Origin of the sequence: Halorubrum sp. Atlit-28R (assembly GCF_003665955.1) — an archaeon.
In the GTDB taxonomy this organism is placed as follows: Archaea; Halobacteriota; Halobacteria; order Halobacteriales; family Haloferacaceae; genus Halorubrum; species Halorubrum tropicale.
In genome coordinates this window covers 106,754-128,144 of sequence record NZ_QPLS01000001.1, presented here as the reverse complement: position 1 = coordinate 128,144, position 21,391 = coordinate 106,754, and the positions used below count along the sequence as shown (strand labels likewise).

At 71.2% G+C, this 21,391-nt stretch carries 25 protein-coding genes, 1 tRNA gene and 1 pseudogene; 16 read left to right on the top strand and 11 right to left on the bottom strand.

Annotated elements, in window-relative coordinates:
• The first annotated feature begins 40 nt into the window (after positions 1 to 40).
• The 5 genes from DVK06_RS00695 to trpG all read left to right on the top strand — a co-directional run bounded on the left by DVK06_RS00695 (position 41) and on the right by trpG (position 4,862).
• Positions 41 to 742: a universal stress protein gene (locus DVK06_RS00695; protein WP_121598943.1), complete on the top strand. Its 702-nt coding sequence runs from the start codon at positions 41 to 43 to the stop codon at positions 740 to 742.
• 163 nt (positions 743 to 905) lie between these two features.
• Positions 906 to 1,955: an anthranilate phosphoribosyltransferase gene (trpD, locus tag DVK06_RS00690; protein WP_121598942.1), complete on the top strand. Its 1,050-nt coding sequence runs from the start codon at positions 906 to 908 to the stop codon at positions 1,953 to 1,955.
• A complete protein-coding gene (locus DVK06_RS00685; RefSeq protein WP_053772120.1) occupies positions 1,955 to 2,599 on the top strand; it encodes a phosphoribosylanthranilate isomerase in 645 nt (214 codons plus the stop codon). Before trpD ends, DVK06_RS00685 begins: the two co-directional genes overlap by 1 nt.
• Positions 2,596 to 4,272 (top strand): anthranilate synthase component I, encoded by a 1,677-nt coding sequence (trpE, locus tag DVK06_RS00680; protein ID WP_121598941.1) that lies wholly within the window; start codon positions 2,596 to 2,598, stop codon positions 4,270 to 4,272. The genes DVK06_RS00685 and trpE overlap by 4 nt, the downstream gene beginning before the upstream one ends.
• The gene (gene trpG / locus DVK06_RS00675) at positions 4,269 to 4,862 is read left to right on the top strand and encodes an anthranilate synthase component II (RefSeq protein WP_121598940.1); all 594 of its coding nucleotides are present in this window, start codon (positions 4,269 to 4,271) and stop codon (positions 4,860 to 4,862) included. The genes trpE and trpG overlap by 4 nt, the downstream gene beginning before the upstream one ends.
• Positions 4,863 to 4,879: 17 nt before the next feature.
• Here the strand turns inward: trpG and DVK06_RS00670 are convergent, their stop codons facing one another.
• The 5 genes from DVK06_RS00670 to DVK06_RS00650 form a co-directional block, all read right to left on the bottom strand.
• Entirely contained in the window at positions 4,880 to 5,584 is a 705-nt protein-coding gene (locus DVK06_RS00670; RefSeq protein ID WP_121598939.1) for a molybdenum cofactor biosynthesis protein B, read from the bottom strand.
• A 43-nt stretch (positions 5,585 to 5,627) separates the two neighbouring features.
• Positions 5,628 to 6,044: a hypothetical protein gene (locus DVK06_RS00665; RefSeq protein ID WP_121598938.1), complete on the bottom strand. Its 417-nt coding sequence runs from the start codon at positions 6,042 to 6,044 to the stop codon at positions 5,628 to 5,630.
• A gap of 79 nt (positions 6,045 to 6,123) precedes the next feature.
• Positions 6,124 to 6,339 (bottom strand): hypothetical protein, encoded by a 216-nt coding sequence (locus DVK06_RS00660; protein WP_233561585.1) that lies wholly within the window; start codon positions 6,337 to 6,339, stop codon positions 6,124 to 6,126.
• Between the two features lie 126 nt (positions 6,340 to 6,465).
• Complete coding sequence (locus DVK06_RS00655) at positions 6,466 to 7,704, bottom strand: NAD(P)/FAD-dependent oxidoreductase (RefSeq protein ID WP_053772115.1); 1,239 nt, start codon at positions 7,702 to 7,704, stop codon at positions 6,466 to 6,468.
• A gap of 203 nt (positions 7,705 to 7,907) precedes the next feature.
• The gene (locus DVK06_RS00650; protein WP_053772114.1) at positions 7,908 to 8,483 is read right to left on the bottom strand and encodes a DUF1684 domain-containing protein; all 576 of its coding nucleotides are present in this window, start codon (positions 8,481 to 8,483) and stop codon (positions 7,908 to 7,910) included.
• Positions 8,484 to 8,589: 106 nt separating this feature from the next.
• Here DVK06_RS00650 and DVK06_RS00645 point away from each other — a divergent pair, with 106 nt between their 5' ends.
• The 4 genes and pseudogenes from DVK06_RS00645 (at position 8,590) to DVK06_RS00630 (ending at position 12,145) form a co-directional block, all read left to right on the top strand.
• Positions 8,590 to 9,813 carry a PQQ-binding-like beta-propeller repeat protein gene (locus tag DVK06_RS00645; RefSeq protein WP_121598937.1) on the top strand — a complete coding sequence of 408 codons (1,224 nt, stop codon included), beginning with the start codon at positions 8,590 to 8,592 and terminating at the stop codon, positions 9,811 to 9,813.
• 72 nt (positions 9,814 to 9,885) lie between these two features.
• Complete coding sequence (locus DVK06_RS00640) at positions 9,886 to 10,482, top strand: DUF6149 family protein (RefSeq protein WP_053772112.1); 597 nt, start codon at positions 9,886 to 9,888, stop codon at positions 10,480 to 10,482.
• 100 nt (positions 10,483 to 10,582) lie between these two features.
• A complete protein-coding gene (locus tag DVK06_RS00635; RefSeq protein WP_053772111.1) occupies positions 10,583 to 11,599 on the top strand; it encodes an AI-2E family transporter in 1,017 nt (338 codons plus the stop codon).
• A gap of 33 nt (positions 11,600 to 11,632) precedes the next feature.
• Positions 11,633 to 12,145: pseudogene (locus DVK06_RS00630) on the top strand (TspO/MBR family protein).
• Here DVK06_RS00630 and DVK06_RS00625 read toward each other — a convergent pair.
• Positions 12,142 to 12,777 carry a GNAT family N-acetyltransferase gene (locus DVK06_RS00625; protein WP_121598936.1) on the bottom strand — a complete coding sequence of 212 codons (636 nt, stop codon included), beginning with the start codon at positions 12,775 to 12,777 and terminating at the stop codon, positions 12,142 to 12,144. The pseudogene DVK06_RS00630 and the gene DVK06_RS00625 overlap by 4 nt on opposite strands.
• A gap of 71 nt (positions 12,778 to 12,848) precedes the next feature.
• Between DVK06_RS00625 and DVK06_RS00620 the strand changes: the two genes are divergently transcribed.
• On the top strand, positions 12,849 to 13,424 hold the full coding sequence (locus tag DVK06_RS00620) for a class I SAM-dependent methyltransferase (protein ID WP_121598935.1): 576 nt from the start codon (positions 12,849 to 12,851) through the stop codon (positions 13,422 to 13,424).
• 19 nt (positions 13,425 to 13,443) lie between these two features.
• Here DVK06_RS00620 and DVK06_RS00615 read toward each other — a convergent pair whose 3' ends face one another.
• Together DVK06_RS00615 and DVK06_RS00610 are read right to left on the bottom strand one after the other, a co-directional pair.
• On the bottom strand, positions 13,444 to 13,929 hold the full coding sequence (locus tag DVK06_RS00615; RefSeq protein ID WP_121598934.1) for a hypothetical protein: 486 nt from the start codon (positions 13,927 to 13,929) through the stop codon (positions 13,444 to 13,446).
• Positions 13,930 to 14,003: 74 nt separating this feature from the next.
• Entirely contained in the window at positions 14,004 to 15,419 is a 1,416-nt protein-coding gene (locus tag DVK06_RS00610; RefSeq protein ID WP_053772106.1) for an ATP-binding protein, read from the bottom strand.
• Positions 15,420 to 15,634: 215 nt separating this feature from the next.
• Here DVK06_RS00610 and DVK06_RS00605 point away from each other — a divergent pair, with 215 nt between their 5' ends.
• From DVK06_RS00605 to DVK06_RS00580, 6 genes are all read left to right on the top strand, one after another.
• The gene (locus DVK06_RS00605) at positions 15,635 to 16,249 is read left to right on the top strand and encodes an NUDIX domain-containing protein (protein ID WP_121598933.1); all 615 of its coding nucleotides are present in this window, start codon (positions 15,635 to 15,637) and stop codon (positions 16,247 to 16,249) included.
• Positions 16,250 to 16,351: 102 nt separating this feature from the next.
• Positions 16,352 to 17,107 (top strand): DUF2064 domain-containing protein, encoded by a 756-nt coding sequence (locus DVK06_RS00600; protein WP_121598932.1) that lies wholly within the window; start codon positions 16,352 to 16,354, stop codon positions 17,105 to 17,107.
• 75 nt (positions 17,108 to 17,182) lie between these two features.
• Positions 17,183 to 17,266, top strand: a tRNA-Ser gene (locus DVK06_RS00595).
• Positions 17,267 to 17,542: 276 nt separating this feature from the next.
• A complete protein-coding gene (sod, locus tag DVK06_RS00590) occupies positions 17,543 to 18,142 on the top strand; it encodes a superoxide dismutase (protein WP_053772103.1) in 600 nt (199 codons plus the stop codon).
• A gap of 539 nt (positions 18,143 to 18,681) precedes the next feature.
• Entirely contained in the window at positions 18,682 to 19,011 is a 330-nt protein-coding gene (locus DVK06_RS00585; protein WP_053772102.1) for a DUF5827 family protein, read from the top strand.
• Positions 19,008 to 19,922, top strand: a complete 915-nt coding sequence (locus tag DVK06_RS00580; RefSeq protein ID WP_121598931.1) for an ATPase — start codon at positions 19,008 to 19,010, stop codon at positions 19,920 to 19,922. Before DVK06_RS00585 ends, DVK06_RS00580 begins: the two co-directional genes overlap by 4 nt.
• Positions 19,923 to 19,945: 23 nt before the next feature.
• On the opposite strand, the gene DVK06_RS00575 is transcribed toward DVK06_RS00580, so the two are convergent.
• From DVK06_RS00575 to DVK06_RS00565, 3 genes are all read right to left on the bottom strand, one after another.
• Positions 19,946 to 20,428: a hypothetical protein gene (locus tag DVK06_RS00575; RefSeq protein WP_121598930.1), complete on the bottom strand. Its 483-nt coding sequence runs from the start codon at positions 20,426 to 20,428 to the stop codon at positions 19,946 to 19,948.
• Positions 20,429 to 20,479: 51 nt separating this feature from the next.
• On the bottom strand, positions 20,480 to 20,827 hold the full coding sequence (locus DVK06_RS00570) for a 4a-hydroxytetrahydrobiopterin dehydratase (protein ID WP_121598929.1): 348 nt from the start codon (positions 20,825 to 20,827) through the stop codon (positions 20,480 to 20,482).
• An 82-nt stretch (positions 20,828 to 20,909) separates the two neighbouring features.
• The gene (locus DVK06_RS00565) at positions 20,910 to 21,374 is read right to left on the bottom strand and encodes a hypothetical protein (protein ID WP_053772098.1); all 465 of its coding nucleotides are present in this window, start codon (positions 21,372 to 21,374) and stop codon (positions 20,910 to 20,912) included.
• Between the last annotated feature and the right edge of the window lie 17 nt (positions 21,375 to 21,391).

Below are 21,391 nucleotides of genomic sequence, written 5' to 3'. Positions count from 1 at the left end.
AACCAACGGGATTTATCTGACGAGCGTCAGACGTTCGCACATGAACGGGAGCGACGCCGACGGCGGAAACGCCCGCGAGGGCGGGACGCGAAACGGCGGGGCCCGCGGCGGGTCGGGCGGTTCGGCCGGGACCGGGGGCGCCGGCCACGCGGGCGAGCCCGCGGTCGGCGACCCCGTCATCCGGCCCGCGGTCGAGGAGGGCGGCGGAGTCCCGGCCGCCGCCGCCGTGTCGCTGAACGGCGCCGACCGCGCGGACCGCCCCGACCGGGTCTCCTCGGTCCTCGTCGCCGTCGGCCCCGGCCCGCACTCGGGCGCGACCGTCGACGTGGCGCGGGAGATCGCCGCCGCGACCGACGCGTGGCTCGAACTGTTCCACGTCGTCCCCTCGGACGCGGCGCTGGCCGACGCCGGCCCGGACGAGGACGCCTCCGGAACGGTCGTCGACGCAGGCGACGCGGACGACACCGACTACGCCGCGGCCGGCGAGCGGCTCCTCGACGCTGCCGAGGACAGGCTCGGCGGGTTCGACCGCGCGGACCGATGGCTCGTCGAGGACCGGACCGCGGCGGGCGCCATCGTCGAGCAGTCCGCGTACTACGACCTCGTCGTCGTCGGCGCGCCGACCACCGGGACGGTCGGCCGCTTCGTCTTCGGCTCCACGACCGACACCGTCATCGGCGACGCGGAGGTCCCCGTCGTCGTCGTCGAAGCCGACGGGTCGCGGGCGCTCGACCCGGCGTAGGAGCCGGTTCCGCGCTGCCGCCGTCGCTTCTCCGCTCTCGGCCGCCGCTCCCCGCGTTCTTCCGCGTTCTCGAACCACGGTACCGCTTCCCGTCGCGGCGACAGCGTTAAATTAGTGTACATACTTGTACATCACAACGCGGAATACTACATCGGTGGACACAATGAATCTCAACGACACGGTCGAGCGCGTGACGGACGGGGAGGATCTGACCGTAGCCGAGGCGCGCGAGGCCGCGCGGCTGGTCTTCGAGGAGGCGACGGACGCCCAGATCGGGGCGCTGCTGGCCGCGCTCCGGACGAAGGGCGAGACCGAGGCCGAGATCGCCGGCTTCGCGCGGGGGATGCGCGACGCGGCGCGCACGATCGAGCCCGACCGCGACCCGCTCGTCGACACCTGCGGCACCGGCGGCGACGACTACGACACGATCAACGTGTCGACGACCGCCGCCATCGTCGCCGCGGGGGCCGGGGTGCCGATCGCGAAGCACGGCAACTACTCCGTCTCTTCCTCGTCGGGAAGCGCGGACGTGCTGGAGGTCGCGGGCGCCGACGTGGAAGCCGAGCCGCCCGCCGTCGAGGCGGCGATCGAGGCGGACGGGATCGGCTTCATGCTCGCGCCGGTCTTCCACCCGGCGATGAAGGCAGTCATCGGCCCGCGCAAGGAGCTGGGCATGCGGACGATCTTCAACGTCCTCGGGCCGCTCACAAACCCCGCCGGCGCCGACGCGCAGGTGCTCGGCGTCTACGATCCCGACCTCGTGCCCGTCATCGCGCGCTCGCTCGCACACATGCCCGTCGAGCGCGCCCTCGTCGTCCACGGCGCCGGCATGGACGAGATCGGGATCCACGACGAGACCGTCGCCGCCGAGGTAGACGGCGAGGCGGTGACCGAGTTCACCATCGCGCCGGAGGACCTCGGGCTCGACCGCGCCCCGATCGACGCGGTCGCGGGCGGAAGCCCCGAAGAGAACGCCGCGGACCTGCGCGGGATCGTCGACGGCTCCGTCACGGGCCCGAAGCGCGACCTGATACTGGCGAACGCGGGCGCGGCGATCTACGTCGCCGGCGAGGCCGACACGCTCGCGGCGGGCGTCGAGCGGGCGGCCGAGGCGATCGACTCCGGCGCGGCCGCCGAGAAGTTCGCGGCGCTCTGCGGCGACGGCGAGCCGGCCGACGGCGGGCTCGGGGCGACCGCGGAGGACGACGACTGATGGCCCGGGTGAAGATCTGCGGGCTGACCGACGAGGCCGACCTCCGCGCCGCGGTCGACGCGGGCGCCGACGCGGTCGGCGTGATCACGGAGGTGCCGGTCGACTCGCCGCGCGAGGTCGACCCGGCGACGGCGGCCGAGCTGCTCGCCGCCGTGCCCCCGTTCGTCACCGCGACGCTCGTGACGATGCCCGACTCCGCCGAGCGCGCGGTCGAGCTCGCCCGGACGGTCGCCCCCGACGCGATCCAGCTCCACGGCGAGTGGACGCTCGACGAGCTGCGGTACGTCCGCGCGGAGACGGAACGGAAGGTGCTGCTCACGGTCGACGCCGACGAGCCGGCCCGCGCTGAGGAGCTGGACGGCGCGGTCGACGCGCTGGTCGTCGACTCCACCGACGACTCGGGCGCGGGCGGCACCGGCGAGACGCACGACTGGCGCGCGACCGGCGACCTCGCCGCCCGGCTCACGACCCCGGTCGTGCTGGCGGGCGGGCTCACGGCCGACAACGTCGCCGAGGCGGTCCGCGTCGCCGACCCCTTCGCGGTCGACGTCGCCTCCGGCGTCGAGATCGAGGGCGGACGGAAGGACCACAACGCGGTGGCCCGCTTCGTCGCGAACGCGGGCCGGGAGATGGAGCTGGCATGAGCGACGCGCCCCCGCTTGACCGGACGAAAGCCGAGTTCGTCGACCTCGCGGCCGACGCCCAGCGGCCGGTCGTGGTCCGCGCGTCGGCCGCGCTCGACGCGGACGTGACCCCGGTGGGCGCGTACGCGACCCTCGTCGGCGAGGGGCCGTACGGCTTCCTCTTAGAGTCCGGGGAGAAGGTCGCCTCCAGCGACCCGGACGGCGCGTTTACCGCGGACGGCAAGGCGGACCGTCACGCCCGGTACTCGTTCGTCGGTTACGACCCGGAGGCGATCGTCTCGGTCCACCCGGACCGCACCGAGGTGACCGAGCTGGGGCCGGCCGCCGACTTCGTCGGCGCGGACGGGGACGCGGCCGACGGCGACCTCGGGCCCGCCGCGGGCGACGCGGTCGACCGCGTCCGCGCGGCGTTCCCGGACGCGAGCCTGCGCGGCTTCCCGGACACCGACCGGCAGATCCTCTCGGGCGGCTTCGTCGGGTTCCTCGCGTACGAGGCGGTGTACGACCTCTGGCTGGAGGAGGTCGGCGTCGAGCGCCCCGAGACGGAGTTCCCCGACGCCGAGTTCGCGCTCACGACGCGGACCGTGGTCTTCGACGAGCGGGAGGGCGGCGCCGAGCTGGTGTTCACGCCGGTGATCGGCGTCGACGACGACCCCGCCGCCGTCTACGACGACCTGGTCGACGAGGCCGAGCGGGTCGCGGCCGAACTGCGCGAGGCCGCGCCGCCCGACCCGGACGGGGTCCGCGTGCGCGAGGAGTCGGCGGACCCGCGCGAGGAGTACGAGGAGGCGGTTCGGACCGCCAAGCGCCACGTCCTCGACGGCGACATCTACCAGGGCGTGATCTCGCGGAGCCGCGAGCTCCGAGGCGAGGTCGACTCGCTCGGGCTGTACGCGGCGCTCCGGGACGTGAACCCCTCGCCGTACATGTACGTGCTCCGGCACGACGACCGGACCGTCGTCGGCGCGAGCCCCGAGACGCTCGTGTCGGTCCAGGGCGATCGCGTCGTCTCGAACCCCATCGCCGGCACCTGTCCACGCGGGACCAGCCCGGTCGAGGACCGCCGGCTCGCGGGCGAGATGCTCGCCGACGGGAAGGAGCGCGCCGAGCACACGATGCTCGTCGACCTCGCGCGCAACGACGTGCGGCGCGTCTCCGAGCCGGGATCCGTCCGCGTCGAGGAGTTCATGAACGTGCTGAAGTACAGCCACGTCCAGCACATCGAGTCGACCGTGACGGGGACGCTCGCGGCCGACGCCGACGCGTTCGACGCGACGCGCGCGACGTTCCCGGCCGGGACGCTCACCGGCGCGCCGAAGGTGCGCGCGATGGAGATCATCGACGACCTGGAGACGACCCCGCGGGAGGCGTACGGCGGCGGCGTCGGCTACTACTCGTGGACCGGCGACGCCGACTTCGCGATCGTCATCCGGACCGCGACGCTCGACGAGTCGGGCGACGAGTCCGTCGTCGGCGTGCGCGCCGGCGCTGGCCTCGTCGCCGACTCCGACCCCGCCGCCGAGTACGAGGAGACCGAACAGAAGATGGACGGCGTGTTGACCGCGATCGACCGCATCCGCGAGGGCGAAGCGCGGGACGGCGACGCCGACTCGGCGGCGCCCGCCGAGGACGACGACGGGGCGCTCGCCACCGGCACGGAGGCGGAGCGATGAAGGTCGCCGTCGTCGACAACTTCGACTCGTTCACCTACAACCTCGTCGAGTACGTCTCCGACCAGACGGTCGGCGGGGAGCCGGTCGCGGTCGACGTGTTCAAGAACACGGCGTCGCTCGACGAGATCGAATCCGCCAAGCCCGACGCCGTGATCATCAGCCCGGGGCCCGGCCACCCGAAGAACGACCGCGACGTGGGCGTGACGATGTCCGTGCTCCGCGACCTGTCGCCGTCGGTGCCGACGCTCGGCGTCTGTCTCGGCTTAGAGGCCGCGGTCTACGAGTACGGCGGGACCGTCGGGCACGCCCCCGAGCCCGTCCACGGCAAGGCGTTCCCCGTCGACCACGACGGGGAGGGCGTGTTCCGCGGGCTCGACCAGGGGTTCCGCGCCGGCCGCTACCACTCGCTGGCGGCGACCGAGGTCCCCGAGGCGTTCGACGTCACGGCCACCACGGACCACGGCGGCGAGTCGATCGTGATGGGGATCCGCCACCGCGAGCACCCGATCGAGGCGGTCCAGTTCCACCCGGAGAGCGTGTTGACCGGGTCGGGCCACGACCTCATCCGGAACTTCCTCACCGCCGTCTGAGCCCCCCCCCCCCTGGGTCAGGCGTCCCCGCCTTCTTCGCCGCCTTCGCTGCCGTCGCCGTCGTCGCCCGGCCCTCCCTCTCCGTTCTCGTCCTCGGCCGGTTCGCCGTCGTCGTCGAGCCCGCGGCCGGCGAGCCCGACGAGGTGGCCGACCTCGGGGAGGACGACCTCGTCGACGCCGAGCCGGACCGCGTTCTCCGAGCCCGGGAGACAGAACACCGGCGTGGCGGAGACGACGCCGGCGACGGCGCGCGAGCCGATGGTCCGCGTGCCGACCTCCTCGTAGGAGAGCCGGCGGAACAGCTCGCCGAACCCGGGGAGCCGCTTCGCGAACAGGCCGCGGACCGCCTCCGGCGTCACGTCGTCGGGCGTGACGCCCGTCCCGCCGGTCGTCACCACCACGTCGGTGTCCCTCCGGCGAGCGAGTCGGTCGACGGTGCCCTGGACGCTGTCGTAGTCGTCCGGGATCAGTTCGCGGACCGACACCTCGTGGCCCGCCTCCTCGAACGCCGCCGCGACGTAGTCGCCGGCCGGATCCTCGTCCGCGCCCCGCGACGAGGAGACCGTGACGACCGCGGCCGCGACGGAGTCCGCGTCGTGGTGGTGATGGTCGTGGTCACCATGGTCGTGATCGTGGTCATCGTGGCCGTGGTCGTGACCGTGGCCATCATAGCCGTCTCCAGAACGGTCGCCGTCGTGGCTATCGTCGCCGTGGTCGGTCATACGTCCGCCTTCGGCGCCCGCGTCAAAACACCTCCCGGTCTCTTCAGGGCCAGTCGTCGCGCGCCTGCTCCTCGGGCGCGTCGTCGTCCGGCTCGCCCGTCGCGAGCGTCCACCCCGCGGCCTCGGCGGCGTCCTCGACCTGGAGGAACTCCCAGCCGGTCGCCTCGGCGACGGCCTCGTCCTCGTCGTCGACGCCGACGAAGACGTGCCGGTCCGTATCGAACTGCCCGCCGATGTTCTCTAAGCTCTCCTCGACGCCGCGCGGGCCGGAGAAGAAGTCCTGTCGCACGCGGTGTTTCCGCGTGAAGTTCGTGACGACGTAGGTGGGCTTCTCGCTGACGACCCCAACGTACTCCGTCCACTGCCGGGCGTTGTTGAACACCGCGTTGGGGTCCGCGAGCGCTTTCAGCGCCTCCAACTCGAACGCCAGCGTCATGTCTGTAGATCCGCCGCTGTCCATGCGCCCCGCTTACCGCCCGCCGGCGAAAACAACTTCGCTTCCGCGTAGCCCGCCGGTCGCCCGGGGTGGGCGGCCGCCGTCACCGCGACCGGACCAGGTAGTAATCGGTGAACTTCACCACGTCGCCGTCGTCGAGGTCGCCTGTCTCGGGCGCCGTCCACGGCTCGCCCGCCAGCTCCCGCACGACGCCCTGCTCGTCGTCGTCCAGTTCGTCGTAGTGGCGGACGCGCGCGTCCGACGGGACGCGGCCGGTGCGGCGAAGCCGCAGCCGTCGCCCGGTGTCTCTGAGCGGCATGTGTTATCATATAACACGATTAATCATAAGCGTTTCGCGGCGGACGTGACGCCGGTCGCCACGAGGGCGACACCCGCGGCTCGATTGCCGAGAAGCGAACGGACGAAGGGTGGCCGCTGTCCGGAGCTACTGCTCGGTCGTCGCCGCGAGGTCGTCGACGGAGAACCCGGGCTCCATGAGGCGGTCCGTCTGTCCGCTCACGTCGCGGCCCTCGCGCATCAGCTCTTTGAACGCAGACTGCGGCGAGAGGTCGCCGATGAGCACGCCGCCGACGACCTTTCCGTCCTTCAGCGCGACGCGGCGCCACTCGTTTTCGCCCGTGGTCGCCTCGACCGAGTCGTCGCCGAGCGTCGGGTGCCCGAACGAGAGGAACGGGAAGTCGAAGTGGGTGATCGAGTACGAGGAGACCCACCGGAACTCGTCGCTGCCGTAGTCGACCATGTTGCGGGCAGCGATGGTGCCCTGCTCCTTCGCGGAGCCCCACGAGCCGTTCTTCGCGTGCTCGCCGAGGATGAGGTCGTTGAACGTGGTGATGTCGCCCGCGGCGAACACGTTGTCGACGTTGGTGCGCATGAACTCGTCGACGACGATGCCGTCGTCGAGTTCCAGCGGCGTGTCCTCGACGAGTTCGGTGTTGAAGTTCAGGCCGATGGCGACGCCGGCGAAGTCGCACTCGTAGCGCTCGCCGTTCGGGTCGACCGCGGCCTCGACGTGGCCCTCGTCGTCGACCTCGAAGCGGTCGACGCCGGAGTCGAAGACCGGCTCGACGCCGCGCTCGCGCATCGCCTCGTGCATGATCTCCGCGCCCTCCTCGGAGAGCGCGTAGCGCCACCAGCAGTCGCCGCGCATGAGGTACTTCGCCTCGACGCCCTGCGCGCCGCAGATGGCCGCGAAGTCGATGCCGAGCAGCCCGGCGCCGACGATGACGCCCTTCTCGGCGCCCTCCACGCTCTCTTTGATGTTGCGGGCGTCCTGGAACGTCCAGAAGTGGTGGATACCGTCGGCGTCGGCGTTCTCGACCGGGAGCTGCTGGGGCGTGCCGCCGATGGCGAGCAGGAGGGAGTCGTACTCGAACGTCTCGCCCTCGTGGGTGCGGACCGCGTCCTCGTCCACGTCGATGTCGACGACGACCGTGTTCAGCCGGAGGTCGACGTCGTGCTCGTCGTACCAGTCTTCTTGGTGGATCGAGATCGGGGCCTCGGGGAGCTTCCCCTTCGCGTACTCCTTGATCAGAATCCGGTTGTAGAGGGACTCACCCTCGTCCGTGAGAACCGTGATCTCGGCGTCGGGCGCTTCCTCGCGGAGCGTCTCGGCCGCGGACGCGCCCGCGATACCGTCACCGATGATCACGTACGAATCGCTCATGTCCGGCCGTTCGGATTCATGGTTAATGTGGGTTGTCATCCGCGTCCGGGGGCGTGCGACGGACACGCACGGCCGGAAAAAACGGCCGAAGTGACGCGTTTCCGTCGGAAGCTCTCACGCCGGCCGGCGCTCGGGGTCGTCGTCCTGCGCCCCGCCGTGCCGATCGGCGGCTCCGACCGACGACCGGCGGCCCTCGCCCCCGGTCAGTGGTCGGCTCCGGCCGGCTCCGCGGGGAAGTCCTTTTCGCCGGCCTCGACGGCGACGTCGAGCCAGTTCTCCGTCGGGACGAGCGGACACTCGTAGGCGTGGTTGTACGCGCACGTGGGGTTGTACGCGAGATTGAAGTCCACGACCCACTCGCCGTCGACGCGGTCGCGGTCGGGATCCAAGTCGAGGTACCGACCCGCGCCGTACGTCTCGTCGCCGCTCGTCGCGTCGCGGAACGGTACCCAGAACCGGTCCGCGCCGTCTGCCGGCCGATACGCCTGGAGCGTCGCCGCCTCGCCGTCGACCTCGAAGCGGAACTCCCCCCACCGGCTGTACGTCTGTTCGCCCTCGGCGGTCGTCTCGACGGTCACCGTCTCCTTCTCGTCGTGCTCGTGAAGCGGCAGGACGAACCGGTACGCCGGGTCCGGATCGTAGTACGCCAGCCCGGGGAAGCCGTCGCCCCGCATCGAGACCGGCAGCGGCGACCGCGCCGACTCGCGGAACCGCTCGATTTTCGCCTCCCGCTGCGCCTCCACCTGCGCCGCCCAGTCGTCCGCGGTCTCGGCGTCCATGATTACCTTAGTATTGCACCGCGCGCACAATAACAATTCCGACCGCGGAACTCTCGACCGCGCGGACGACAGAAGGCACTTATGGCGTTCTCGGAGATGTTGAGCCGTGAACAGACGAACTGCCCTCTCCACCTTGGCGGTCGGTGGGTTCGTCGGAGTTGCTGGCTGCCTCGGCAACATACGCATCGGCGGGGACGACGAACAGGCGGCCCGAGACCGACCGGATCCCGAACTGAACCGGGAGGTCGAGACGGAGGGCGTTGAGGACGGGTCCCGCTCGCAGTTCCAGTGGGGACCGACGCACGCGGGATGCCGTGAGGACGCGGGACCGACAGACGATGTCGACGTGTTCTGGCGGCGGACGCCGTACCGGTACGATCATTCACAGCCGGTCGTCGTGGGCGATCGGGTGTACGTCTCTTTCTCGGGGACCTTGTTTCGTCTTGACCTCGCGACCGGCGAGGTACGGTGGTCGACGGAGGTCGGTCACGACGGGTCGTCGACGCCGGCGGTTCGCGACGGCATCGCATACGTGACGGTTTGGAACGGCGGCGGCGAGACCGACCGCGGACTGGCGGCCGTCGACGCCGAGAGCGGCGAGGTGCGGTGGCGGCGGCTGACCGACACGGAGATCACGACGGCGCCGACCGTGACCGACGACGGCGTGTTCGTGGGAGGCGGCTACGAGACGCAGACCGTCGCGGCGTTCGACTACGACGGAGCCGAACGGTGGCGCAACGACCTCGGAGAGTACGCCTCCGCGCCCGCCGTCGCCGACGGAACCGTCGTCTACGGCGCGGGCGGTCCCCGTGTCGTCGCCTACGACGCCGCCTCGGGCGAGGAACTGTGGACGGCCGACGTCGACGGCGACGCGACCGCGACGCCGACCGTCGCCGACGGCCGCGTCCTGATCGGCACGCGGGCCAGCACCCTGTACGCGCTCGACCTCGCAGACGGAACCGTCGAATGGACTGAGGACCTCGCGGGACCCGTCCGACGGTCGGTCGCCGTCGCGGGCGACACGGCGGTGGTTCCGACCGAGCTCGGGCTCGTCGCCGTCGGCGACGGCGGAGAGCGGCTGTGGAGCGACGACGAGGTCACCGGCGCGACCGCGCCGATGGTCGCGGACGGGGTCGCGTACCTCGGCGATGGTCGGACCGTCCGCGCGATCGCGGTCGAAGACGGGACGGAGCGGTGGTCCTTTCGGACTCGCGAGCGCACTTACACCGACGTCTTGCTTCAGGGCGTCCGCGCCGCTCCGACGGTCGTCGACGGCGTCGTCCTCGCGGCGACCCATGCGGGTGACGTGTACGCGCTCGGCGAGACCTGAAACGGTTGCCGGACCGCGTTTCGAACCGGTTCGACGCCACACATTCAAGAGCGTCCCGACCCAACGACGCGTATGAAAATCCGGCAGAACATCCGCCACTGGGCCGCCAAGAAGGCGTTGACCACGCCGGTCGTCGGCGACGTCGCCAACGACAAGCTCGTCGACCTCCACACGAGCATCTTCCTCAACAAGGCCGACGAGGACCGCCGCGAGGAGCGCCGCGACCACCTCGACAGCTTCTTCGACGCGACGATGGACACCTACGTCGCCGCGTTGGAGGCCGACTTCCCGGAGGCCGAGGCCCGGGAGATCACTCACGTCCAGGCGAACTTCGACTTCTTCAACCACGGCTGGACGGAGATGATGGAGATCCCCGGCGACGAGCTGGAGGCCCACTACCGCCGGTACGAGTCCTTCTTCACCGACTACGGGATCACGATCGACGACCCGCTCGGCGACTTCCGCCCCCCGGATGGAATCGTCGACGCGCCGGAGACCCCGGAGAAGCTCGCCTCGCCGGAGTACGAGAACGCCCTGGCCGGCTTCGCGGACGACGTGTACGTCGAGACCGACGACGGCGAGACGGTCGTCGGCGGCGACACGGAGGAGCCGGACGAGGTCGACGCCGCGGCCGCGCCCGGGCTCGACGAGGACGAGGCCAGCGCCTGAGCGGCGTCGGGTCGACCGCCCCTCGGCTCCGCCGCCGCGGTCGTTCGATCCCTTTCGACTCGCCGACCACGTTTATAGTTCGCCGGACAGAGGGAGGGGTATGAACCGCGGGCAATCGTTCCTGCTTCTCCTCATGGGGTCGGTCGCGCTGCTGACCCTCTTCGTCATTCTCCCGTTCGTCGAGTACGTCATCGCCGCGGCGATCCTCGCGTTCGTCCTCTACCCGTTCCACCGCCGGCTCTCGCGGTGGCTCCGGGCCCGCGTCTCGAAGCGCTTCGGACAGATGCTCTCGGCGCTGACGCTCATCTTCTCCGCCATCGTCGCGGTGATCCTCCCGCTCGCGTACATCTCGTGGGTGTTCGTGCGCGACCTCACGGCCATCGCCGCGGGCGACACCGCGATCAACGTCGCGGCGATCGAAGCGGAGATCGCGGCGCTCACCGGGCAGGACCCCGAGGTCGCCGACCTGCTCCAGACCGCCGGCGAACTGCTCGTCGAGGTCCTGTTCGGCGGGTTCAGCGGCGTCGTCACCACGGGGCTCCGGGCCTCGGTCGGGCTGTCGCTCGCGCTGTTCCTGCTCTACTACACGCTCATCGACGGGCCGGCGTTCGTGCGGTGGATCCGGGACACGAGCCCGCTGCCGCCCGACGTCACGGCGGACCTCGTCGACCGGATCGACGCGATGACGCGCGGGGTGGTGATCGGCCACATCTCCGTCTCGCTGCTTCAGGCCGTCATCGCCGGGCTCGGGCTCTGGGTCGCCGGGATCCCCAACGTGGTGTTCTGGACGTTCGTGATGGCGGTGCTGGCGCTTTTACCGCTCATCGGCGCCTTCTTCGTGTGGGGGCCCGCCGCGGCCTACCTCGTGATCATCGACCAGGTCACGGCCGGGATCTTCCTCGCGGTGTACGGCGTCGCGGTGATCGCGATGGTCGACAACTACGCCCGGCCGCTCGTCATCGACCAGCGGGCGCACCTCAACCCCGGGATCATCCTCCTCGGCGTGTTCGGCGGCATCTACTCCGTGGGCTTCACCGGGCTGTTCGTCGGGCCGATCGTGATCGGCGTGCTCGCGGCGACGCTGGAGACGTTCCGCGAGGACTACGACGCGATCTGACGGATTTAACCGCTCAGCCCGCGAAGGTCGCCCATGGCGACGACCGCGACCTCTCGGCTCCCGGACCGCCGCGACGCCCTCCTCATCGCCGCCGCGGCGGTCGCGGTCAACCTGATCGGCGCGCTCGGCGTCCCCTTCACGGCGACGCAGAGCGCGTGGTTCACGTCGCTGGAGCTCCCCGCCTTCTACCCGCCGGGCTGGGCGTTCGGCGTCGTCTGGCCGGTCCTGTACGCGCTGTGCGGCGCCGCCGCGGCCCTCGTCTACCTGGCCGGGCGCGACGGCGCGGCGCCGGCGGGGCGCGTCCGGACGGCGCTCGCGCTGTTCGGCGTCCAACTCGCCGTCAACGTCGCGTGATCGCCGACCTTCTGGGGGCTCGAACGCCCCGACCTCGGCCTCGCCGTCCTCGCCGTCCTCCTCCCGCTCGTCGCCGCGACGATCCGGCTGTTCGACCGCGTCGACCGCCGGGCCGCGGCGCTGCTCGTCCCCTACCTCGCGTGGGTCTGCTTCGCGACCGCGCTCAACTACGCCATCTGGGCGCTCAACTAGGGATCTCCCCCGGCGTTCGTCGCGCCCGTCACCGGCGGCGGCCCGCGCTCCAGTCGCTCCGCGACGAACCGGCGCTCGGCCCGGTTCAGTTCGCCGTCCGTCTCACGGAACGCCGACAGCCCCCCGCGGTACCGCTCGGGGTCGACGTCGGCGGGCGCCCCGGCCGGGCGCTCGAGTTCCAGCTCGGCGATCCCGGTCCGCTCGCCCGTGTAGGCGAAGCCGCACTTGTGGCACGCCTCGTAGGCGAACGGGTTGTTCACGGCGATCTTCACGCGGTCGAAGCCGGCGACGGCAAGGTCGGCGACGGTCTCGCCGATCAGCTCCGGACCGATCCCCTCTCCGCGGCGCGCGGCGTGGACCGTGACGTACCGCAGCCGGCAGCAGTCGGGGTCGGTCCGGTCGGCCGAGAAGGAGACGGCCGCGATCACCTCGTCGTCGAACGCCTCGGGGTCGACCGTGTCCGGCAGCGGTTCGTCCGGCTCCCACCCCGGCGCCGCCGGGGACCCGTCCGGCGTCCGGACCACCGCCTTCCCCGGCCCGCCGACGACGAACTTGCCGGCGTACGCGAACGCTCGGTAGTCGAGCCGGAGGGTCTCCCCATCGCCGGGCGGACACACGAGCGCGTACTCCATGGGGACCGTACGGCGGCGGACGGGTAAATAGGGTCGGTGGCTCTTTGTCCGTCGCGGCGGTCGGATCGCCCATGTACGGCCTCGGCGACGTGGACTTCTTCGACCGGATAGCCCCGCTGTACGACCTCGCGATGCCGCCGGCGGACGGCGAGGCGCTCGCGGCCGGCCTCGACCACGCGACGCGGCCGATCGAGCGCCTCCTCGACGTCGGCGGGGGGTCGGGCCGCGCGGCGGCCGCGCTGACGGGGCCCGATATCACGGTCGTCGACGCCTCCGTCGAGATGCTCTCGCGGGCGCGCCGCGGCCGCGGCCTCGACGGGCTCGCCGCCGACGCCGGGCGCCTGCCGTTCCGCGACGCGAGCGTCGACGCCGTCACGGTCGTCGACGCCCTCCACCACCTTCCCGACCACGACGCCGCGCTCGCGGAGGCGGCCCGCGCGCTCGCGCCCGGCGGCGCGCTCGTGATCCGCGAGTTCGACCCGAGCCACCCGCTCGGGCGACTGCTCGTCGCCGGCGAGCACGCGATCGGCATGAACTCGCGGTTCAGGACCCCGGCCGACCTCGCGGCCGCGATGGACGGCGTCGGTCTCGACCCCCGGATCGTCGACCGCGGCTTCGGCTACACGGTGGTCGGCGTTCGGCGGTGAGTCGTCGCGCCCGAATTCACTACGCGGGGACACAGGCCACGAGCTCGCCGTCAACGGGGTCCTCGTCCGGGTCGCTCGTCCGTCTCACGACCCGTTCGTCGAGGTAATACCGCGCGGACTCCACCGCGTCTCTCACACCCTCGCCGTTCTCCGTCTCGACCGTGACCGACCACACGGTCTCGACGCCGACCACGATCCGGTCGTCGCCGGCGTCGACCACCCGGACGGTCGTGGACGGCTCCGCGCCGACCGACGCTCGTTCGCCGTCGGCGTCGACGAGCCGATCGGAGACGTACTTCGGCTCATAGCCCGCGACGAACGACCGCGCTTCGGTCACGGACACCCCGTCCGGGAGCGGCACGCCGTAGTCCCGCGAAACGGGGCACTCCCCGAGGCGTGAGCCGGTAAACTGCCGGCCCGGTTCACCGGTCGCGTCCGAATTACCCAGACAGCCGGCGAGGGGGACCCCGGCTCCGAGCAGCGCGACGAGCGCCCGACGCTTCACGCCGAGCGTTTAGCATTCGCTGGATAAGTGCTTTCCCCGGCGGTTCCGACGAGGAGCGGTTCCGTCGCCGCGAGTCAGTCGTGCGAGGCGCCGTGGGCGGCGTGGTCGTGGTCGTGCGACCCGTCGCCGTCGCCGGACTCGTCGTGGGTGTGATCCTGGTCGCCGGAGCTCGTCTCGCCGAGCACCTCGGCGCCCTCGCCGTCGATCATGTCCATGTTCTTCAGGTTGTCGCGCTCCTCGAAGTCCTGGACCGCCTCCATCACGTCCGCCTGCGTGATCGTCATCCGGTCCTCGGTGAGCGCGCCGAGGACGGCCTCGCGGAGCACCATCCGGAGGTCGGAGCCCGTGAGCCCGCTGGTCCGGTCGGCCACCTCCTCGGGGTCGAAGTCGGCGATCTGCATCTCCTTCGTCACCACCCGGAGGATGTCCGCGCGCATGTCGCGGTCCGGCTTGGGGAAGTTGACGATCTCGTCGAAGCGGCGCCAGGCGGCGGCATCGAGCTGGTCCGGGTGGTTGGTCGCGCCGATCAGCAGCACCTCGTCGCGCACGAGCGACACCTCGTCGATCGACTTGAGGAGGGTGTTGACCGCGCGCTTCAGGGCGGCGTGCTCGTCCGAGCGGCGGGTCTTCGCCACCGAGTCGAACTCGTCGATGAAGAGGATACACGGCGAGAGCCGCTTGGCGACCTCGAAGCTCTTCTCGACGTTCTTCGAGGTCTCGCCGAGGTACTGGCTCGTGATCATCGAGAGCTTCACCTCGACGAACGGGAGCCCGAGCTCGTGGGCGAGCGCCCGCGAGACGGTCGTCTTCCCGGTTCCCGGCGGGCCGACGAACAGCAGCTTGCCGATCTCGCGGAGGCCGATCTCCGCGAGGTACTCGCGGTGTTCGATCGCCTTGACGATCTTCTGGATCTCGCCCTCCTGGTCGCCGGTCAACACGAGGTCGGCCAGCGTCGTCTCGATCTCCTCGGGCGCCCGGACGTTGACGAGGTCGAGCATCTCGCCGTCCTCGTCCTCGTCGAAGTACTCCGCGAGCAGCGCGTCGATCCAGACGCGGTCGGCTTGGACCGGCCGCACGTCCGCTCGGGCCTCCTCGCGGGTCACGGGCGGTTCGAGGTCCTCGGCGGCCGCCATCGCGGCGACGACCGTCGGGTTCCCGGCGATCCGGTCGTCGTCCGCGCGGTCGCGGTACCACTCCAGCCCCATCGCGGGCTGGGTCAGCGAAATCTCGCCGGAGAACTCCGTGCGCTGGGTGAAGAGGAGGTCGGAGACCGCCTCCCACGGCCGCTCGACCCCGGTCGCGGTGCGCGTGGTCTCGTCGGTCGCCTTCAGCGGTCGCTCCACGCCGCCGGGGGCGTCGTCGACGGCGTCGGCCGACCAGAACACCTGCCGGAAGCGCGGGGGCAGGTCGTTCTCGTCGAGGTCGCGGTCCTGCGTGTAGAAGTGCGTCGTCAACACGAACTCGACGACGTCGAGCGCCGGGTCACTCATCCGCGCGAAGTAGCGCCGGGACGCGGTTAAGAGCGTCGAAGCACCGCCGCTCGCGGGCGGCCCCGCGGCGGACGCGACCGGACGCCGGAGCAGAGAGCGGGTAGCGCGGGTGCGGGCGTCCGGAAGCACCGACGGCCGGGAGAGAGGCGACACTGGGGCGCGCGAGCGGCCGCGGTATCGAACCCTTATTAGCCCTGGTCCGCGACGTACCGCGCATGAGTTCCGAAGACGCGGCCGCATCGGGAGACCCCGCCGGCGACGGCGCGAGCGAGCCCGAGGACACGAGCGACGCAGACCACGAGAACGCGCTTCAGGACGTCATCGCCGTCGACCCCGACGACGTCGCGCAGGGGACGGTGAACCGGCTCGACGCGCACACCGGCGACGGGATCCGCCACCGTGCGTTCACCTGCCTCGTCTTCGACGGGGACGGACACGTCCTGTTGGCCCAGCGCGCGCCGACCAAGCGCCTGTGGGACGGCCACTGGGACGGCACGGTCGCCTCCCACCCCGTCGAGGGGCAGTCGCAGGAGGAGGCCACTGAACAGCGGCTCGGAGAGGAGCTCGGCATCTCGCCCGACCAGTACGACGACCTGCGAGTGACGGACAAGTTCGAGTACAAGCGCTACTACCCCAACGAGGGCGTCGAGTGGGAGGTCTGTGCGGTGCTGAAGGTCACCCTCGACGACACGACCCTCGACCCGGACGAGGAGGAGATCGGCGGCATGCTGTGGGCCGACTACGACCACCTCCACGAGCACCCCGAGCTGTACCGTCAGCTCCGCCTCTGCCCGTGGTTCGAGATCGCGATGCGGCGCGACTTCTCCTGAGCGGGCCGACCGGCGGGCGCCGGTCCCGCGGTTCCGCGCCGCGGTCGAACTCCCGCCGGATCGAAGCGGCGAGTTGAAGGCGCTCCCGCGCCGCGTTCCGATATGACCGTCGTCGCCCTGCTGGCGAACCCGCCCCGCGAGGGGCTCGTCGGAACCGCGATCGCCGAGTCGACGCCGCTGTCGCCCGCCGAGGCGGCCGACCTCTACGAGGCGCAGTTCCGCGACGCCGTCCTCGCGGTCGAGCGCTCGGGCGGCGAACTCCTCGTCAACTACCCCGACGAGGACGACCTCCCCGCCGAGTGCCGGACCGAGACGAGCCCCGAGGCGGAGCTCCGGACGCTCGTCGCGGACACCCTCGGCGGCACCGACGGGGTCCGCTTCGAGCGGCAGGTGGGCTCCTCGTTCGGCGCGCGCGCCGGCAACACCGTCACGCACCTGCTGCGCGAGGAGGGCGCCGACTCCGTCGCGGTCGTCACTCCGACGGCGCCGCTGCTCTCGCGGACCGTCGTCGACTCGGCGGCGATGAAGCTGCGGACGACCGAGGTCGTCCTCGGCCCCTCGTCGAACGGCCGCGCGTACTACGCGGGGTTCACCGAACCGATCGACTTCGACGGCGCGTTCGAGGCGCCGGCGCTGCCGACGCTCGCGGGGCGCGGCCGCGACGCAGACCGCTCGGTGGACTTCGTCGAGCCGTCGCCCTCGCTGGAGACCGGCGACGACCTGCTCGACGTGGTGCCGATGCTCCGCGCGCGGTTCGCCGCGGAGCGCGTGGTGCCCGACTACACGGCCGCGTTCGTCCACGAGAAGGGGCTCGACGTGGTCGCCGAGGACGGCGAGGGGCGGTTGGTGCGAGACTGAGCGGTCGGGGCGGCGCGTCGATCGGTCCCTCGGATCCGACACCACTTAGTCGCCCGACGCCGAGCGGTCACGTGTGGTGGGATGGCAGAGTGGCCCATTGCGCCTGCCTTGAAAGCAGGTAGCCTCACGGCTTCCTGGGTTCGAATCCCAGTCCCACCGTAAGCGCGCAGCGCACACCGCGCGGCGCGCGCCACGTGTTGGACTCGAATCGGAGAGCGGTCGTCTTCCGGTGCGAAACTGAATATGGTTACGTCACCGTCCGGTCGGCCGATCGAGACTCGATGTCCGCTCGCGCGGTCCTAACTCCCGGAACCGCAACGACACCGTTGCTGACCCGGACCTCCCGATAACACTCGCGTCCGGTGTCGCGTGGTAGCGCGTGGCGCATTATCTTTAACAGGTTTCCGGTACATGTTCGTGATAGGTGATACAAGCATGAGCTACGAACTCGATCCGCTCCCGTACGAGTACGACGCGCTTGAGCCCCACATCTCCGAGCAGGTGCTCGAATGGCACCACGACACCCACCATCAGGGGTACGTCAACGGCTGGAACGCCGCCGAAGAGACGCTCGAAGAGAACCGTGAGTCCCACGACTTCTCTTCGTCTAGCGGAGCCATCCGCGACGTGACCCACAACTCCTCGGGTCACATCCTCCACGACCTGTTCTGGCAGAACATGTCGCCGGAGGGCGGCGACGAGCCCGAGGGTGAGCTGGCCGACCGCATCGAGGAGGACTTCGGCTCGTACGAGGCCTGGAAGGGCGAGTTCGAGGCGGCGGCCTCCGCGGCCAGCGGCTGGGCGCTTCTGGTGTACGACACGTTCTCGAACCAGCTCCGCAACGTCGTGGTCGACAAGCACGACCAGGGCGCGATCTGGGGCGGTCACCCGATCCTCGCGCTGGACGTGTGGGAGCACTCCTACTACCACGACTACGGCCCGGCCCGCGGCGAGTTCGTCGACAACTTCTTCGAGGTCGTCGACTGGGAGGAGCCGTCGGACCGCTACGAGCAGGCCGTCGAGCTGTTCGAGTAAGCGCGTCCAAGAGGACGCGTTACGCGCGTCGAGATCCGCATTTTTTCGCAGTACGTCGCCCGATCAGTGACCTCTCTCCGTACAGTGGTTGGTAGGTAGACGACCGGGAGAAACACCTCCGAAGCCCCAGCCGCTCGGCGATACGCGATCAACGAGTGTGCGGTGAACGCTTCCAAAGCCCCAGCCGCGAGGGCTCGGTGCGCTCGTTGTCGTTCGAAAGGCGCGAAGCGCCTTTCGTGATGACGAGACGCCGCAGGCGTCTCGAACCACGGTCCTCAGCCGCTCGCGCTGCTCGCTCCTTGCGGTCCTTACGTCGTGCGCCGTCGCCCTCGCGGCTGCCCCTTTGAGTTCCACCGACCGCGACCGCACAGCACCTCACACCTCCCCAGCCTCGTCAGTCGCCGTCGCTTCGCTCCGGCGACTGACTCCCTCGCGCGTGCTCCTCGCGGCCGCCTTCGGCGGCCACTCGGAGGCACGCGCCACCGCACCGTCGAAATCGTATCGGCAGCGTTTACGGACGCGGTCGCGTATCGCCGCGCATGCCCGAACCGAAGTCGGCGTTCGACGCCACCTACCCGTGCGACTTCTACGAGCCCGCGGAGCTGTTCGAGCCGGACCAGATGTACACCGTCCCCGAGATCGGTCGCCTGCTTCAGGGGTTAGAGCCGGACGCCGAGGTCGACCCGGACACCGAGGCCGTGCTGGTCGACTGGGCGGTCCCGTGGGTGATGGTCCACGCGGAGGAGATGGTCGTCGCCGAGCCGCTGACCGAGGACGGCCCGGGGTACTACGGGCTCGCGACCGACGCGGACCCCGAGCCCGATCCGGACGCCGACGCTGAGGCTGACGACGGCGACGGGTCGGCCTGACCGGGGATCGCTCCGACCCGCCGACCTACCTCGTCGCCGGGGGCTCGCGCGTCGACGCCGGGAAGACCACCTTCTCGGCGGGGCTGGTCGCCCACCTCGCCGAGCGCGCGGGCGACGCGGTCGGCGTCAAGCCCCGCGCCGGCAACGACTACTGGTTCGACCACGACGACTACCGGGTCGCGACCGACGCGGGCCGCCTGTACGGGAAGGACGCCCGCACGCTCGCGGCCGCGAACACTCGCCCGCTGGCGGCGCCCGACGACGCGTCGCCGTCGGCGTCGGCCGTCACGCCAGAGTCGATCAACCCGGTCCATCGGCTCTGGAAGCCGACTCCGGGCCGGACCGGGATGCTCGGCGACGCCGACCGCACCTTCCTCTGCGACCGCGTGACGACCGACGCCGGGACGCGGTTCGTCGTCAACGGCGCGGCCGCGGAGGCGGGGCTGCTCCCCGACGGACTGACCGACCGCCTGCCGCTGGCGGAGGCGACCCGCGTGCGCGACGTGCCCGAGTTCAACGAGGTGATGGCCGCGGCGCACCTACCGGCGATCGAGCGCCTCGCCGACCGCGTCGCCCGCACGCCGGTCCCGGTCGTCGTCGAGTCGTACGCCGACGTGGCCGGGACGCTGCCTCGCGACGGCCCGGTCGCGCCCGACGCGGTCGCGGTCGTCGACCCCGGCCGCGCCCGGATCTACGCGGGCGACCGCTACGCGAAGGCCCGCGCGGTCGCCGCCGGCAGCCCGCGCGAGGGGACCCGCGAGGAGCACGTCGACGCGGTGACCGAGATGATCGAACCGCTCGCGACCGAGCCGCTCCCGGCGCTGTCCGGCGAGGTCCGCGGCGACCCCGACCGCGTGGCGGCGGCGTACGAGCCGGCGTACGCGACGCTGGTCGATGCGGTCGAGAACTGAGAACCCGCCTGCGCGGTCCGCGCTCAGGCGTTCCGCTTCGTGTAGTGTTCCAGCGCGGACTCGATCGAAGAGAGCTCGGTCGTCACGCGGCCGTCCGCGACGCGCATGAAGCCGGGCGTGTACGACGACGAGTAGTCGAAGATGCGGTTGACGGCGCGCTTGGGGGCGGAGACGGCGCCGAAGTCGGTGACCGTGTACACGCGGGTGGTGGGGAAGGCGGTCCAGAACGTCCCGCTCGCCCAGCGGTCCTCGTCCGCGAACGCCTCGCCGACGCGGCCGGTCGCGACGTACTCGTCGTCCGCGTAGAACAGCAGGAGGTCGCCCGACTCCATCTTCTCGAACGTCGACCCGTTGCCGCTGTCGTCGTCGACGGCCCACAGGCGGGCCTCGTCGAGGTCGGCGAGGGGTTCGGGGCGATCCGGGTAGTCGGTGAGATCGACCGGCGTCCGGACCGTTCGGTCGAAGTTCTCCGGGTCGATCGGGACCAGGAAGACGTTCTCGCTCATTATCCGACGTTTCGCCGGCAGAGGTTTAAAGCCGTTCGTTGATGCGTCGGGTCACTCCCCGTAGTCGGCGTACAGGCGGTCCATCCGCGCCGCCATCACGAAGTCGGCGCGCGTCAGTCCGCCGACCTCGTGGCTCCACATCTCGATCCCGACCTCGCCCCACGACAGCGCGATGTCGGGGTGGTGCCACTCCGCCTCGGCGAGTTCGCCCACGTCGTTCGTGAACGAAAGCGCCGTCTCGAAGTCTGGGAACTCGTAGCCCGCCTCCAGGTGGTGCCCGTCGACGACCTCCCAGGCGTCGCCGAGTTCGTCGGCGTAGTCGGCGTACTCGTCTTCGGCGAGCGGCTCTCCGTCGTCGCCGGCCGGCTCGACCGGCTCGTCCGCGAGCGGTGAGGACATACCCCACGTTGGGCGACGGGGGGTTTGTACCTTCCGCGGGCGGAGGGCCGGCGCCCCCGACCGCCGAACGGGCGCGTGTCACTCACCGGAACCGCGAGAGCGCGTTCCGGAGCGCGCGCCGGGCCCGCGCGAGCCGACCGGCGCGCCCCTCCTCGGCGGCGTCCGGCGCCCCCGGCTCGGAGAGTTCCCAGCCGGCCTTCTCGGCGGCCTCGTCGACCCGGAGGAACTCGTAGCCCGTCTCGGTCGCGACGCGCTCGTCCGCGCGGGTGGTGCCGACGAACACGTACCGCGGGGCGGCGCTCTCGTCCCGGACGTCGGCGAGCGTGCCCCACTTGTCCCAGCTCCGGAGCGCGTAGTCGTTCTCGACGCCGTGTTCGCGGGCGAACGCCGCCACCCGGTCCGCCTCGTTCGCGACGACGCCGACGTGGCGGCTCCACCGGCGCGCGTCGGCGAACGCCGCGGCCGGGTCGGCGAGCGAGCGCGCGGCCCCGAGCGAGAAGACGAGCGTCACGTCGCCGTCGCCGGGCTCCGTCGCGTCGATTCCCATCTCGGTCGGACTCAGGC

Bases quoted from the DNA above. Each gene is read 5' to 3' on its own strand.
- DVK06_RS00695 (WP_121598943.1), top strand. From the start codon at position 41: ATGAACGGGAGCGACGCCGACGGCGGAAACGCCCGCGAGGGCGGGACG.
- trpD (WP_121598942.1), top strand. From the start codon at position 906: ATGAATCTCAACGACACGGTCGAGCGCGTGACGGACGGGGAGGATCTG.
- DVK06_RS00685 (WP_053772120.1), top strand. From the start codon at position 1,955: ATGGCCCGGGTGAAGATCTGCGGGCTGACCGACGAGGCCGACCTCCGC.
- trpE (WP_121598941.1), top strand. From the start codon at position 2,596: ATGAGCGACGCGCCCCCGCTTGACCGGACGAAAGCCGAGTTCGTCGAC.
- trpG (WP_121598940.1), top strand. From the start codon at position 4,269: ATGAAGGTCGCCGTCGTCGACAACTTCGACTCGTTCACCTACAACCTC.
- DVK06_RS00670 (WP_121598939.1), bottom strand. From the start codon at position 5,584: ATGACCGACCACGGCGACGATAGCCACGACGGCGACCGTTCTGGAGAC.
- DVK06_RS00665 (WP_121598938.1), bottom strand. From the start codon at position 6,044: ATGGACAGCGGCGGATCTACAGACATGACGCTGGCGTTCGAGTTGGAG.
- DVK06_RS00660 (WP_233561585.1), bottom strand. From the start codon at position 6,339: ATGCCGCTCAGAGACACCGGGCGACGGCTGCGGCTTCGCCGCACCGGC.
- DVK06_RS00655 (WP_053772115.1), bottom strand. From the start codon at position 7,704: ATGAGCGATTCGTACGTGATCATCGGTGACGGTATCGCGGGCGCGTCC.
- DVK06_RS00650 (WP_053772114.1), bottom strand. From the start codon at position 8,483: ATGGACGCCGAGACCGCGGACGACTGGGCGGCGCAGGTGGAGGCGCAG.
- DVK06_RS00640 (WP_053772112.1), top strand. From the start codon at position 9,886: ATGAAAATCCGGCAGAACATCCGCCACTGGGCCGCCAAGAAGGCGTTG.
- DVK06_RS00635 (WP_053772111.1), top strand. From the start codon at position 10,583: ATGAACCGCGGGCAATCGTTCCTGCTTCTCCTCATGGGGTCGGTCGCG.
- DVK06_RS00625 (WP_121598936.1), bottom strand. From the start codon at position 12,777: ATGGAGTACGCGCTCGTGTGTCCGCCCGGCGATGGGGAGACCCTCCGG.
- DVK06_RS00620 (WP_121598935.1), top strand. From the start codon at position 12,849: ATGTACGGCCTCGGCGACGTGGACTTCTTCGACCGGATAGCCCCGCTG.
- DVK06_RS00610 (WP_053772106.1), bottom strand. From the start codon at position 15,419: ATGAGTGACCCGGCGCTCGACGTCGTCGAGTTCGTGTTGACGACGCAC.
- DVK06_RS00605 (WP_121598933.1), top strand. From the start codon at position 15,635: ATGAGTTCCGAAGACGCGGCCGCATCGGGAGACCCCGCCGGCGACGGC.
- DVK06_RS00600 (WP_121598932.1), top strand. From the start codon at position 16,352: ATGACCGTCGTCGCCCTGCTGGCGAACCCGCCCCGCGAGGGGCTCGTC.
- sod (WP_053772103.1), top strand. From the start codon at position 17,543: ATGAGCTACGAACTCGATCCGCTCCCGTACGAGTACGACGCGCTTGAG.
- DVK06_RS00585 (WP_053772102.1), top strand. From the start codon at position 18,682: ATGCCCGAACCGAAGTCGGCGTTCGACGCCACCTACCCGTGCGACTTC.
- DVK06_RS00575 (WP_121598930.1), bottom strand. From the start codon at position 20,428: ATGAGCGAGAACGTCTTCCTGGTCCCGATCGACCCGGAGAACTTCGAC.
- DVK06_RS00570 (WP_121598929.1), bottom strand. From the start codon at position 20,827: ATGTCCTCACCGCTCGCGGACGAGCCGGTCGAGCCGGCCGGCGACGAC.
- DVK06_RS00565 (WP_053772098.1), bottom strand. From the start codon at position 21,374: ATGGGAATCGACGCGACGGAGCCCGGCGACGGCGACGTGACGCTCGTC.